Raw genomic sequence first — 13,494 nt, 5'->3', positions numbered from 1 at the left:
CCGCCTTCGTCCTTTACCTATGCACCCGATCACCGCCGAAAGCTTTGCCATCATCGACCGAGAAATTGACCATCACAATTGGCCCCCTGAGGAATATGCCATTATCCGCCGGGCCATCCATTCCACCGCTGATTTTGAACTTCTAAACTTGTTTGAGTTCAGCGATGGTGCAGTGGCAGCAGGGATAGCGGTACTTCAGCAACGGCAACCCGTAATTGTCGATGTACGCATGGTGCAAATGGGCATCACAGGTGTTCTCAAGGGCATAGGGCATTCTTCTATTGCCTGTGCTCTGGATTATGTTCCAGAGGATTTTATGCCTAGTGCCGCCGTCACCACCCGCACGGCAGCGGGCATGTTGACCCTGACACAAGAATACTCCACTGGCATTTTTGTTGTCGGTAATGCCCCTACAGCCCTACTTGCCCTAGTGGAACAAATTCGTAAAGGACGAGTAAAACCAGCCCTAGTAATAGGGGTACCTGTAGGCTTTGTTGCCGTTGAAGAAGCCAAACAGGCTCTAGCAGAGGTGCATGTGCCCCAGATTCAGGTGCGAGGACGAAAGGGAGGGTCTCCAGTGGCTGCTGCCATCGTTAATGCCCTGGCCTATTTATCCCAGGAGTGAACAATTTTTAATCAAACAATAGATGACAACCCTTGTAGGGGCAGGTCTTGTGCCTGCCCTGGGATAACCTATGCCATGCAGCAAGATTTCGTCAAACATTGAAAAGCAGACGACAACCCTTGTAGGGGCAGGTCTTGTGCCTGCCCTGGGACAACGTATGCCATTTAGCAACATTTCGTTAAATATAAATCCTGGTTGATTGCGCCAGATTGTCCAGGGTGGGCACTAGGCACCACCCCTACAAGGTTATCCATTCTTTTTCACAGATCATCTGAGAGATAGGCAAATTCCAAAAAACATTGAAAAATAGGCGACAATCCCGGTAGGGGCAGGTCTTGTACCTGCCCTGGGAAAACCTATATCATCCAGCGGAATTTGTTGTATATGATTCTGGTTGATTGCGCCAGATTGTCCAGGGTGGGCACTAGGCACCACCCCTACAGGGTTGTCCATTATTTTCAAAGATCATCCGAGAGATAGGAATTTAATTGTGTATCCTGGGCAATGATGTGGCCTTTGCGATCGCACAACACCGTCCCCACCTCCACCTGCACATTGGCATACTTCTGAATATACGCTTGAGCGCGATCGCTAATTTGCCTTGCCAACAACCCAAATACCGAATCAGCTAAACCCACTTCTATCAAAAGTTCATGGGCTGCTGCCGCCGTAGGAGATGCCAACACTGAACGAATTACCGCCAAACGATCCGTCGTTTCCGGAGTCTCCTCCACTTGTGCAATTGCCGCTGCCAGTATCGGTAGTTTGCCATCCGCCACATGACTCGACGTGTTGAAAATCCCCCCTGCCAACTTAACCAACTTGCCGTGATAACCCAGCAGCAGCACAGATTTTGCACCCCGTAACCCTGCTTCCGCCAGCATTGGTCCCATCCAGTTACCCGTCTGCACAATATGTTGTGCACCAATCCCCAACTGGTGGGCCGTATGCTGACCATTGTGACCAATACAAAACACCAAATGCGGTGTCGTCTGAACGGCCTTTTGCAAGCTAGCTCGATACTCTGCTAACTGGTCAGTGGACGAGTGAGGTTGAGAGATACCGCTGGTGCCCGCAAGGGCGAGTCCTTCCAAAATGCCAAAAGCTTCATTGGAGGTCCGTTGGGCCAACCGACGCCCTTCTGGCAAAATAATCCGCACCCTGGCCTGATACTGAGTTGGAATGAGAGGGCGAACATTCACATCAAACAGTTTACGAGCATAGGTATAGAAAGCAGGTTCTCCGGCGGCAGTGTGACCGATGCCTTCACCCGCTTCCAAGATCAGATTGTCTTCAGCATCTGCACCAATTTCTTCTAGATTTACCCAGGCCCAGATGGGGGTATCACGGGTCAGGTCAAGATTATCGCCGGGGTCGCTAAGACAAATGCCAAGGGCCGTGGTGGAGTCGATGTTGGCCACTTGCTGGATGGTAACTTCAGCCTCACCTGGAGCCAAATCAAGGGTTACTTGTATCTCGTGTTCCTTGTCAGATAGTAGGGCCTTAGAAACCTGTTCTTCCTTTCCAAACTCTCCAGACTGAACAAGCAGATGGATGAGAGCAGCTTTAGCGGCAGCAACAGCAAAAACTGGCAGTGTATACCCGGCTCGGGCCATAGAATCTCCTTATAGATATCTCGTAGGGGCAGGTCTCGTGCCTGCCCTGGGATAACCTATGCCACCAACCAGAATTCGTATGTATGAGATCTTGGCTGATCGCGTATGGTGTTGCGGGGTAAGCACAAGGCATTACGGGGTAAGCACAAGGCATTACGGGGTAAGCACAAGGCATTACGGGGTAAGCACAAGGCATTACCCCTACAGAATTATTTAATTATCCTGGCTAATCGTGTGGGGGATCGCGAGGTAGGCACAAGGCACTACCCCTACGGGATCATGCATAGCAACAAAATTCAATGATCTCATCTAAATTATAGGTTTGTTGGGGATAAACTAATGCTGGCCGAGCAATCACTAACAGCCTCACTCCCAGGGCTTTGGCTGCGGCTAGTTTTACAGGGACTCCTCCTGGACCACCGCTGGCTTTGGTGACCACTGTATCCACTCCCAGACGCTGCCATAGGGTTTGTTCTGCTAGGGCATCGGTGGGGGAGCGATCGCAAATCAGCTGTTTTGGTTCAAACCCAATCTGGATGGCCTGAGCTTGAGCCGTTGGCAGAATTCTGGCCCAGAGGTAAGACCGCTGTTGCCAGGGCTGAAACCGATGTAGTGCTTTGATACCCAGGGTAAGGAGCACACGACGATTGTCCAGATATTGAGGTTGCAAAAGGGTCTCTAAATCAGGCACGGACTCCGCAGGTGGCTCTAGAGAACAGGCCTGGCGTTCAAACCGCAGGTAGGGCAAGCCGAGGGCCATGGCCTGTTTAGAAATTTCGGTGGCAAAGGGATGGGAGGCATCGACAATGGCACGAATGCGGTGCTGCCGAACCAAGGTTTGTATACTGGCCCAATCCAATGCCCCTGGCTGTATCTGACCAGGCAGCCCCTGATACAGCTGCCCTGCCGTAGGGGAAACGACGGTCACCAACCACGAAATCCCTTGCTGAGTGAGTCGCTGGGCAATGGCTCGACTTTCACTGGTGCCGCCGATTAGCCAAATGGTCACACCCTGGATAAATGGGGACGGAAGAGGTGGCTGTGGCCTGGATTATAGAGTTGCGATCGCGCTTCTTGGGCAGCCAAGGCCGGGCTAATCAGGTACATCACGGTGCGATCGTGGCCTGATTCCTGAGTCATGGTTGCCATGGTATCCAAACGCCCTACAAAAATCTCTTCATCGGGCCAGCCCAGGCGATAGCAAAGGGCAACAGGGGTTTCTGGTAGATAATGGGTCATTAGCTTATCCTGGGCGGCAGCGGCATGGCGAGCGCTGAGGTAAAGACACAGAGAAGCCCGGTGCGCGGCCAGGGAGGCCAGGTCCTCATCGCCTGGCACATTGGTACGGCCCTGCACTCGGGTAAGGATAATGCTCTGCACTAATTGAGGTACCGTTAGCTCCACCGCCAAACGTGCTGCTGCTAGCTGAAATGCACTGACCCCCGGCACAATTTCAAACGTTATCTGGTGCTTAAGCAAAAACGCCATCAGCTCATGGAGTGCCCCATAGAGACACGGATCGCCATCTTGCAATCGCACCACACGCTGGCCTTTGATCACCCGTTCTTGGAGCATTGGCAACCAGGTTTCTAAGGTATGGGATCGGGTATCGATGGTTTCCACCGTTGACTGACACCATTGCAGCATCTGTTCAGGTACCAGCGACCCAGTGTAGAAGACCGTATCTGCTGTCGCTAGGAGATTCTGACCGCGAACGGTAATTAGGTCTAGAGCACCGGGACCAGCCCCGATAATTTGGACTGGCGATTGTTGAGATGAAGGGATGGTCTGGGTCATAGGTTAAAAAACAAGGGTGGGTATGGGTTTTAGCGGTGAATTTGTTATGCAGTGGTAAGAGTGTTATTGTCCTGGGCAATCAGCTTACATCCAGTGCGGATAGCTGTTTTACTAGCAACCTGAGAAAGGTTAGTCGTGGGTTGATCCTCAGCATCGACAATGTCTTTATTCTATTGCCCAATGGAAAATAAAGGGCTAATGATTTGGGTTATGAGTATTTTTTGTTAGAAGACTGTTGTGCATCGTTGGTGCTGGAGTTTCATCGGGTCTCAGTGGAGATGGTTCACAGGCGCAAGAAAAGTACCCCTGTGGGTACTAAGATCAACAATCAGGTGGCAAATAAAATTCCGTTGCATGTTTTTCGCGCTGGCATCCGTATCTCATCCCGCCGCAGTTGCAACACGACCCACTCACGATCAACAGTAGTTGCAACTATAGCTGCTGGCGATTACCGATAATGATCAACATACGTTCTTATGAAGTTACAGATTGGTCCAGGCTGTGCGAAATCCATGATGCATCACGTGTCGATGAACTGACATTAACTGTTGGTATGGATGCGTTCCTGACCCTTGGGCAAACAGCCAAGGAGGAGGGCCTTTTTGATGGTCAACTCTTTGTTGCAGAGGTCGATAATGTTATCCAAGGGTTTGTTGCCTATACGAATGAAGAACTTACCTGGCTTTACGTTGATCCTAAATTTTATAGAAAAGGTGTGGGTCGTGCGTTAGTCCAACATGCTGTTGCAAACTCAGCACCAACTATGGCAATTGAATTGCTTGAAGGCAATACACCTGCACTGGAACTGTATCTTGCTGAAGGCTTTAAGGTCATAAAACGCATAGAAGGCCAGCTTGTAGGTAATGAAGAGTTTGCCGCAGTAGGTCTTGTTTTGAGACGTGAAGAGACTTGAGGGGCATCAGTCCGTAGAATAATCTTCTTGTTTATAGCCAGAAAAAACAATTACATAATATGAGGCACTTTCTGTCTATTTCTTAAAATATTTGAGTGAATAAGCGCAAAGGCACCAGAAATAGCGACGATGTATAAGACGTTAGAGCCCCTGTCATGCCTCAGTTTAAGCGCCGTCATTTTCTACAGCTTGCCGGATCTACCCTGGCATCCATTGGTCTTAGTCAAACACACTTTTTGCGACAGTGCGATCGCTACGGCAAAGCACTGGCTCAGGACACATCTCGCAAGCTGGCTCTGCTGGTAGGGATCAATAATTATCCCAGATCGGTAGGTCGTCTACGTGGATGCCTCACAGATGTCGAAATGCAGTACGAGTTACTGGTCCATCGCTTTGGCTTTCAACCCGACGACATAAAAATCATTAGCGACCCGATTGACGGCATCCTGAGCACTCGTGTCGCCGCACCACCCACGCGGGAAAATATACTAACTGCATTTGAAGAGCATCTGATCAACCAGGCCAACGAAGGCGATGTTGTTGTCTTTCATTACTCTGGCCATGGAGCGCTGGTCAAAGAAGAAAATGGAATTCCAGGCTTTAACAATCGCAATGGCACTATTGTTCCAATTGATGCACGCGCTGGTGTTTCTCACGATAATAAACAGGTCAATGACATTATGGGCAAAACTCTATTCTTGCTCACCTATGCCCTCAAGACCAACAATGTTAGCCTGATTTTAGATAGCTGTCATGCTGGGGGTGGCACCAGGGGCAATCTAGTCATTCGTTCAGTCACCGACCGATTGTTGAGTGGTGACATAGAACCCTCGGATACTGAACTGGCTTACCAAGAGAGGTGGCAAGGGCTCAATAATCTATCGTCACAAAAACTTCAAGAATTACGCCAGTCAGGCATTGCCAAAGGCATGGCCCTAGGATCAGCCCGCATTAACCAGCTAGCCGCCGATGCGCCCTTTGGAGATTTTAATGCAGGTGCGTTTAGCTATCTACTAACGCGCTATTTATGGCAGCAGGTGGGCGATCAATCGGTCGACAATGTATTTGTTAACCTATCCCGTAGTACCCAAGATGTGGCTAAAAGTGCAGGGCTAGAGCAAGAACCCATCTTTGAGGTTGCCCCCAACAGCAATTTTGAACAGCAGCCACCTTTATTTCTTAAGGCTCCTCACCCCGCGGCGGAGGCCGTTGTGCGACAAATCGACGGCAACAACATCACGTTTTGGCTAGGGGGTGTCTCTCCGCAGAGCATCGAAGCCTTTACCACAGGGGCCGTTTTTAATCTGATCGATACCGAGGGGAATCCGATCGGTGCGGTAACCCAAACAGGCCGGGCTGGCCTGGAAGGCTATGGGACTCTGGAAACAATGGGTCGCAGCGGACGCGATCGCGGCATCTTGATGAGAGAACAGGTGCGGGGGATTCCGGCAGATCTTTCCCTACGAGTGGGTATAGATACTAGCCTGGCGGAGGACGCTGCTGTTGCTAGAGAAACGCTGGCTGCCGTTAACCGCATCACGGTGGTTGATGTGGACCAAACTCAACCCATTGACTATCTACTGGGTAGATTGACAGATAGTATCAAAACTAGAGCCACCACTGAGGGCATCACCATGGTCTCGCCTGTCGGTAGTATCGGCTTATTTACAGAAGGTTTAACGCCCGTTCCTGAATCCTTTGGCCGGGTCGATGAGTCGGTTGTCAACGCTGTTGCTCGTTTACGACCTCGTATGAAGATGCTGCTGGCAGGGCGGATTCTCAAGTCGATTGCTAATGGAGAGACCTCGGATGTCAATGTAGAAGTGGACGTTACCCCAGTCGCGACTGGGGGTACTTTGCTCAGTCGGGGCAGCCGCGCCGCTCAAGAAGCAGGCTTGATTGCCCAGACCGTCGACACAGGCATCCAAAAAGTTGAGGTGGGAACTCGCATAGAGATTGCTGTCACCAATAATGAGTCTAGAAATCTCTATATTAGTATTCTCATTATCGATAGCAAAGGTCAGCTCGTTGTGCTACATCCTGTGGATTGGAATACAGCGGAAACCGCGACGCTGGTGCAACCCGGTCAGCGACTCATTGCCCCCAGTCCAGGCAGCAATTTCGAGTTTGAAGTGGGTGGACCGGCTGGCCATTTTGAGCTGTTGGTCCTGGCCAGTACCGACCAGTTGCGGGATGCGCTGAGGGGCCTTAGAGAAATTGCCCGTGGACGAGGTATCCGCTCCGGTAATCCACTTGTTTTTGGCGAAGGTCAAACCCGTGGTTCTAACGAAGGGGATGATGCTCCCGTAGAGATTTTGGATAGTTTATTGGGTGACTTAAACCGTAATGCACGCAGCACCGTACTTGTACGCGGTCGCCAGAGTTCTGATACCCAGCGACTAGCAGCATTTTCTGCGGTTTTTGAAGTGGTGGAATAGCGTTGATAGGATACTGTTGCCACAAGATGTAAGAAAACGTTGATCCGTGATATCCAGCAATCGTAAAAGTTATCTAGTACATTGCCTTTAAGTAAGCTTTACTGTTTATCCAACCAGGATAAATTTTTAACACATGAAGTGCTATTTCTCAGTGTAAATATACAAGCAGCAGATACGTTTGATGATACAAACATCATTCAGGATGTCCCTACTAGCTCGCCATGTCTCATATGACCTCAAAAGCAAAAGCCACTGTATTATTTTCCTTGTCGTTGACAGGGCTGTTAATGTCGAGCCTACCGGTTCTAGGGCAATCTAGACCTGACCCCCGAGGTCGAGAGGATTCTAATGTGGACATGCCCCTATTGGACGGAGCACAGTGTACCCATACTAGTTCACGCTCACAGTATGATCGGCTACGGACGGGCTCGTCTATTGTGTCAGTCAACCGACGCCCCTATGAGTCACAGTTTTACATGTCGATTCGTGCTACCTACAGGGCTGCGATTACTTGTTTGACTGACTCACGCATATTTCCCTTACTATCGTTACAGATGGGGGTGCCTGACGATGATGTCGCTAAGGAGACATTAGCTACAGTCAATGTTTATCAAAGTGGTAATGTTGTCTATTCCTATGACAATATTATTCCAGGTAGTTTGATTAATACTCCGTTGTCCCTAGGCAATGGTGAAGACTTTGCTATCGAAATTGTGTGTCATCGGGCAGGCTCTAGCGGCCAGAACAGCAGCTGTAATCTTCACTTTCTAGAAGCCAAGCTGTATGGTGCTACAAATAATACCATCCATAGTAGTCCCTCCACAGGCAGCCCAGCCCCAGGAGGATACGTCATCAACACGGGCGAGCCTCAAACAAATCCCACAGCCTCAGACAGCAATCGTCCTGAAGGACATACTCCCCCCAATAACCCCAGCAGCGTGATTGATCAAACCAATGATGTGCTCAATGGAGTTGAAGATGCTGTAGATACGGTAAACGATATTTTTGATCTCTTCTAAACGTCGTTGTCTCCCTTGGCGTCAACCTATTGTCCTAAGTGCCAGCCATCTCTATGAGCTTCAACCGACGCAAATTTATTGTAACCAGTACCCTGGGAAGTCTTTCCTTTGCCAAGACTTCCAGTTTCTTTTTTCCTAAACCGGCCAATGCTTATTCTCTTAACTATCGGCTAAGTCAAGATGGTCGGGCTGATGCTGTGTTTAGAACCTTTCGTGAGGTTAATATTGCCCAAGGAGAAACGGCCAACCTCCCCCCAGAGACCAATTCGGTTGTTGCAGAGGTTGTACAATCTGTTCAGCAAGAGTTTACGAATCGCAGCTATACAGATAGCGCAACTCCTTTCTCTAAACGTTTAGGTAACGTGGATAACCCGCTTTGGGGTAGACAGCGCAATGAACGTCTAGGGCCTAATCCTGGCTTTGGCACAATCCAAGTTGTGAATAATTTTGTGAGCCCCATTGCCTTTACGGGATCCACGACGGCTGGAGTTGATCGCGGTATGCAGGTGCTGGGCGGCGACGAACATTTAGATGCGCTGGAGTTAGATGGTGCCCTAGTACCCACTCGTAATCGGTTTGAAGACTGGGGCACCTGGGACGGTGATGTAGATCCGAATACTGGTGAATATTTAGGACCTAGTAGTATTACCAGCTATGAAACTCGGTTTGGCTCAGTTACGCGTTTATATACAGTCAAAGAGCCAGGCCCTGGTGGGTTTGCTGAAATTCTCTTTATTATCGATGGTGGCCGTCGGGTAAAAGCGAATTTAAATATACGAGTGGATTTTTCCTAGAGGAGAAGTGCGCATAGACACTTGCCATTAACTAATCATCCACTCATCGACCCATCACTCATCTGCCCTAGATACTGCTTAAAGACCGTTACCAATCAAAATAAAGGGAGCCCAGTAGTAGGGATGGTCTGGGCTAGCCTGTAACCTGATAGGGTTACCAGTAACGGTATCCAGTATATTAATAGCGGCTCTCGGTTCTCCTGTGATGCTAGACAGATCGTTGTTAATAAGTGCTAGCTGAGCCTTTTGTAGGGCTTCGGTTTTTGAGTAGCCTGCATTAATGGCAAGATAAAAGGCATTCATCAATGTCTGGGTGCCGCCATCGTCTACTTGCCAAAGAGAGGCAACTACAGCACGTGCTCCCTGTCGTTGAAACTGATAGCCTAATCCCAGCACCTGCTCACCGTTATTGTCAAACCCACCCAGACCCGTCTCACAGGCACTCAGCACCACTAAATCAACCCTGGTCAGTCGCCAGGTTTCAATATCTCGAATAGTGGGACGATCGCCGTTGCCAAACAAAATAAATGACTCCCCTGCATCTTTGGGGACAAGTGAGGCGTGAGTAGCAAAATGCAGAATATTGAAGGTATTTAGCCTGGACCGCAGTGACGCCAGACTAAAGTCATTGTCAATGTAGGTTTGAATATTGGATAGGGTACGAGCAAGAATGGACACTTCTATGCCAGCAAAGGGTAAGCCCGAAAACTTAAGGGTCTGGTTTCCGACATTGACGGTGTGGGTCACTGTTTCATCTGCAAAGGCCGCTGCCAGGATACGAGGCGCGGTTAATGGCTGTGTATTGAGGTTTTGTAGGGATGTGGCTGTAATGTTGTTGATTTGAAAGCGCTCTGCTAACCATTGGCCGTCGCTGGCATTCGCTGAATCGTAGAGTGCCGCCAGGGGAACATAGCGTAAGGGGCCGTCTGGTGCGTAAAGAATCGTTTTTGCATTTGCCCTGGATAAGTCTTCTTCCAAAGGTTCAATCAGCCAACGATATAGTTGATATGCAGACCCTTTGGCATCTTGTGTGGGTTGTTGTAGAACAGATCGAAATGTTGCGATCGCACTATTGAGCTCAGCCCGGCTGACATGCTTCACTGTTCGCCGTAATGGTGGAGCATTTGCAGTGGTAATAATCAACTCAATGCGGTCCTCTAGGACCAGTGGATAGATCAAAACAGCATTAAGCTGTTCTAGATTATCTCCAAGGCTGCTAATTTCTTGAATCGAGAAGCTGCTTTCGTCTGTAGCCATTTGCTGTAGACTTCCTTGTATATCATCACTGCGCGTGAATTCATTGAACTGAAGGAATAGCTGATCCTGGACCTCAAGCAGTTGATCAAGTCGCGGTTGCTCCGCTGGGGTTAATGTCCCTTGAATGGTTGCTTCCTCTAATTGGCTAATCTCCTGACCAATTTCAATGGCGGATGTTTGCAACCGCTCATATTGATCTAAAATCTCTTGCTCAGCTTGATAAAATTCAATGCCACTGGCCGTACGGGCATTGCCTCGCACATTGTTAAAATAGTCTTGCACCTCTTGCACCTTCAGCAAATCCAAGATGCGTTGAGCTTCAAGCACTCGATTTTGCTGTAAAAGTAGGTCCGCTAACTGCCGGTAGGTATCGGCAATCGTATCGACATAGGAGGTTTGCAGGTCCACTGCCAGCGACTGATTATCGGCGCGGATCGCTTCGTATTGATTAATGGCTTGTTTCAGAAAGAGAATTGCGACACTGGGTTGTTGATTAGCCCGGTAGAGTAAACCAAGATTACTGAGGATCGTCCCCTGGGCTGGACGGAGATTGAGTTGGGTTGCGATCGCAAGACTACGCTGATAATAAAGTAATGCTGTGTCGTAATCTCCCATCAACTGATAAAGTTCGCCCAAATTATTGAGGACCCTGAGTTTGCCAACAGCAAACCTAGATGTTTGAGATAATTCAAGGCTTTGCTGATAATATTCCAGGGCTTGCGAATAGTTTTCCTGTAAAGCGTAAACAATCCCTATGTTGCCCAGGGTCGTGGCTTCACCCTGTGGGTCGCCAAGCTGGCGTTTTAAGCTCAAGCTTTGTGCAAAGGCCTGCAAGGCACTGTCGTAATTCTTCAGATAGCGATGCACCTGACCAATATTGTTTAACACTCGCGCTTCATTTACCGGGTCATCCGCATCACGTACCAGCAACAGACTCTGTTCATAGGCATCAAGGGCAGCCCCATAGTCACCGAGTTTTTTATAAACTATCCCTAAATTTCCCAACGCCCTAAACTCTCGGATGGGGCTATCAATACGTCGGGCAAGCTCCAAACTTTGTCGGTGAAACTGTAACGCCAGACTATACTGACTCAGCAGATCATAAACCACACCCATGTGGGTCAATGCCGCTGTCTCTCCATCCTGATTATTCAGTTCTCGGTTGACACTGAGGCCTTGTTCAAAGTAGCGCAGAGCTTCAGAGTAATTATTTTGTTTACGATAGGCGAGCCCAATATTAATCAATAACTTAGATGCACTCCCCTGGTTATCCATGGCTTGATACAGCCCTAAAGCCTGCTTCCAGTCATCGATAGCCGCTTGCCATTGCTCTGCTTGAAACGACGCAACACCACGATCCCGTAAACGGTTAGCCTCAGCTGTCACCTCAACCGAGGCTGGTGACTGATGGCTATCGGCAAAGATTACTTGCGACGGCAAACGGTTCAGCGATGTCAAGAACGTTAAGGCAATCAATGCCAATGCATGGGTGACCATAACTACAGCAATTATATTTTCTTAAACTATACGCTCAGAAGAAGGTCCAAAAAGGTTAACCAGGCTGCTGTCATACTACCTGGAGTGAAGAACTGGGCTGCATTGATGCCGACGGGAGAAGCTCAATAGGTTCTCTACAAAATTTCAGCTTTCCGTTTCTCCATGTGCCACATAAACCATGAATAAGTGCACACCGCCAAGAAACACCCAGTTTAGCAAGCATTAATGGCGAATCAGCCTCAAAAACACTCACGTTTCAAGAGTTGAGCCCCATTGAGGATCAACAATACTAATCATTTATTCGGAGTCATCACCATGAAACTTTTATCTGCCATTGGTTTAGGTACTGTTCTTCCCATCTTGTTGTCTACTACAGCACTGGCAGCCATTGAACCTCACATTGACATCTATCCCCAAGAGACAATCCAGCTATCTCAGGGACAGTCCTACAGTGATTTAATCGACACAGGGCTAGAACAACTAAAATCGCGTAGCTACGAAGCCGCACTGACCTCATTTGAGACAGCAATTGCGATGGAACCTAATCAATTTCAAGGTTGGTTGGGTAAGGGAGAAGCCCTCTACGGTCTGCGACGTTATGCAGAGGCAGGAACAGCCTATCGGCAGGTAACGGCACTCAACCCTAATTTAACCTACGCATGGGTCTGGTTAGGCAATGCGCTGGATGAAACAGATCGCCTGCAAGAGGCGCTAGCCGCTTATCAGCAGGCGCTTACGATAGATCCAAACTATGCGTGGGCGTATTACCATCGGGGCATTGCGTTGAATAACGCTGAGCAATATGGGGATGCGCTGGCGGACTTTCAGCAGGCCACTGAACTCAAACCAGACCTGACCGGGGCATGGTTATGGGTAGGTCGTTTATTGCTCAAGCTAGAGCGACCAGGTGAGGCATTGACAGCCCTGGATCGGGCAGTGGCATTGGCAGCAAATAATGCCCGCATCTGGTTCTATCGGGGAAATAGCTTGGCCGGGCTCAAGCGGTATGAAGAGGCGATTGCTTCTTATGATCAGGCAATTGCCCTCAATCCACAGGCGGAGGGTCCCTGGTATAACAAGGCGCTGGCCCTGGCAGATTTAGGACGTTACGGACAGGCCGTTGAGGCGATGGATCAGGTACTGGTGATTAATCCGCAAAATACCCGGGCGCAGGAGTTACGAAATCAGTGGAGAGAATTAGCACAGCAATAGTTGGGGATTAAAACATTGAAGCAAGTCTTTTGGGACGTGTTGTTGAACAGTGCTTCTCTTTATCCAGAATCTCACTGACACCTGATGCCCTGCCTCGCCGAGTTCTGGCTTAAAGTTCCAGCTGCAGTTAATATTCCAGCTGAGTGAATAAGTCTGCTTAACCCAGCGATACCCAACGGCGACAGGTTAACGAACCCCCACCTATGAGAACGATGCTCTATCTCTATAATGCCTCGAAATCGAAATTTTGCAGGTAATCCTTAGATTTCTCTGACCATGGCCAAAATCAATCTAGACTAACCCCAGGGCACTGTCCGTATCCAAGC

At 49.1% G+C, this 13,494-nt stretch carries 10 protein-coding genes; 6 read left to right on the top strand and 4 right to left on the bottom strand.

Annotated features, from left to right (window positions below):
- Nucleotides 1-19 precede the first annotated feature (19 nt).
- Entirely contained in the window at nucleotides 20-625 is a 606-nt protein-coding gene (locus tag U2F10_RS34030) for a precorrin-8X methylmutase (protein WP_499874638.1), read from the top strand.
- A 458-nt stretch (nucleotides 626-1,083) separates the two neighbouring features.
- Here the strand turns inward: U2F10_RS34030 and cbiD are convergent, their stop codons facing one another.
- The 3 genes from cbiD to cobM all read right to left on the bottom strand — a co-directional run bounded on the left by cbiD (nucleotide 1,084) and on the right by cobM (nucleotide 4,038).
- On the bottom strand, nucleotides 1,084-2,241 hold the full coding sequence (gene cbiD / locus U2F10_RS34025; protein WP_499874637.1) for a cobalt-precorrin-5B (C(1))-methyltransferase CbiD: 1,158 nt from the start codon (nucleotides 2,239-2,241) through the stop codon (nucleotides 1,084-1,086).
- Nucleotides 2,242-2,518: 277 nt separating this feature from the next.
- Nucleotides 2,519-3,250 (bottom strand): cobalt-precorrin-6A reductase, encoded by a 732-nt coding sequence (locus tag U2F10_RS34020; protein WP_499874635.1) that lies wholly within the window; start codon nucleotides 3,248-3,250, stop codon nucleotides 2,519-2,521.
- Nucleotides 3,247-4,038: a precorrin-4 C(11)-methyltransferase gene (gene cobM / locus U2F10_RS34015; RefSeq protein WP_499874634.1), complete on the bottom strand. Its 792-nt coding sequence runs from the start codon at nucleotides 4,036-4,038 to the stop codon at nucleotides 3,247-3,249. The genes U2F10_RS34020 and cobM overlap by 4 nt, the downstream gene beginning before the upstream one ends.
- 457 nt (nucleotides 4,039-4,495) lie before the next feature.
- Between cobM and U2F10_RS34010 the strand changes: the two genes are divergently transcribed.
- From U2F10_RS34010 to U2F10_RS33995, 4 genes are all read left to right on the top strand, one after another.
- Entirely contained in the window at nucleotides 4,496-4,951 is a 456-nt protein-coding gene (locus U2F10_RS34010; RefSeq protein ID WP_163669167.1) for a GNAT family N-acetyltransferase, read from the top strand.
- A gap of 155 nt (nucleotides 4,952-5,106) precedes the next feature.
- On the top strand, nucleotides 5,107-7,389 hold the full coding sequence (locus U2F10_RS34005; protein ID WP_499874633.1) for a caspase family protein: 2,283 nt from the start codon (nucleotides 5,107-5,109) through the stop codon (nucleotides 7,387-7,389).
- A 221-nt stretch (nucleotides 7,390-7,610) separates the two neighbouring features.
- Nucleotides 7,611-8,408 carry a hypothetical protein gene (locus U2F10_RS34000; RefSeq protein ID WP_499057937.1) on the top strand — a complete coding sequence of 266 codons (798 nt, stop codon included), beginning with the start codon at nucleotides 7,611-7,613 and terminating at the stop codon, nucleotides 8,406-8,408.
- A gap of 53 nt (nucleotides 8,409-8,461) precedes the next feature.
- A complete protein-coding gene (locus U2F10_RS33995) occupies nucleotides 8,462-9,202 on the top strand; it encodes a hypothetical protein (RefSeq protein ID WP_250565130.1) in 741 nt (246 codons plus the stop codon).
- Between the two features lie 78 nt (nucleotides 9,203-9,280).
- Here U2F10_RS33995 and U2F10_RS33990 read toward each other — a convergent pair whose 3' ends face one another.
- Nucleotides 9,281-11,956 (bottom strand): CHAT domain-containing protein, encoded by a 2,676-nt coding sequence (locus U2F10_RS33990; protein WP_499874632.1) that lies wholly within the window; start codon nucleotides 11,954-11,956, stop codon nucleotides 9,281-9,283.
- A gap of 315 nt (nucleotides 11,957-12,271) precedes the next feature.
- Here U2F10_RS33990 and U2F10_RS33985 point away from each other — a divergent pair, with 315 nt between their 5' ends.
- The gene (locus U2F10_RS33985) at nucleotides 12,272-13,168 is read left to right on the top strand and encodes a tetratricopeptide repeat protein (protein ID WP_499874630.1); all 897 of its coding nucleotides are present in this window, start codon (nucleotides 12,272-12,274) and stop codon (nucleotides 13,166-13,168) included.
- The last annotated feature ends 326 nt before the right edge of the window (nucleotides 13,169-13,494 follow it).

It is taken from the genome of Leptothoe sp. EHU-05/26/07-4 (assembly GCF_043421015.1).
Classification (GTDB): Bacteria; Cyanobacteriota; Cyanobacteriia; order Phormidesmidales; family Phormidesmidaceae; genus Leptothoe; species Leptothoe turfae.
This window is presented reverse-complemented; position numbering and strand designations above follow the sequence as displayed.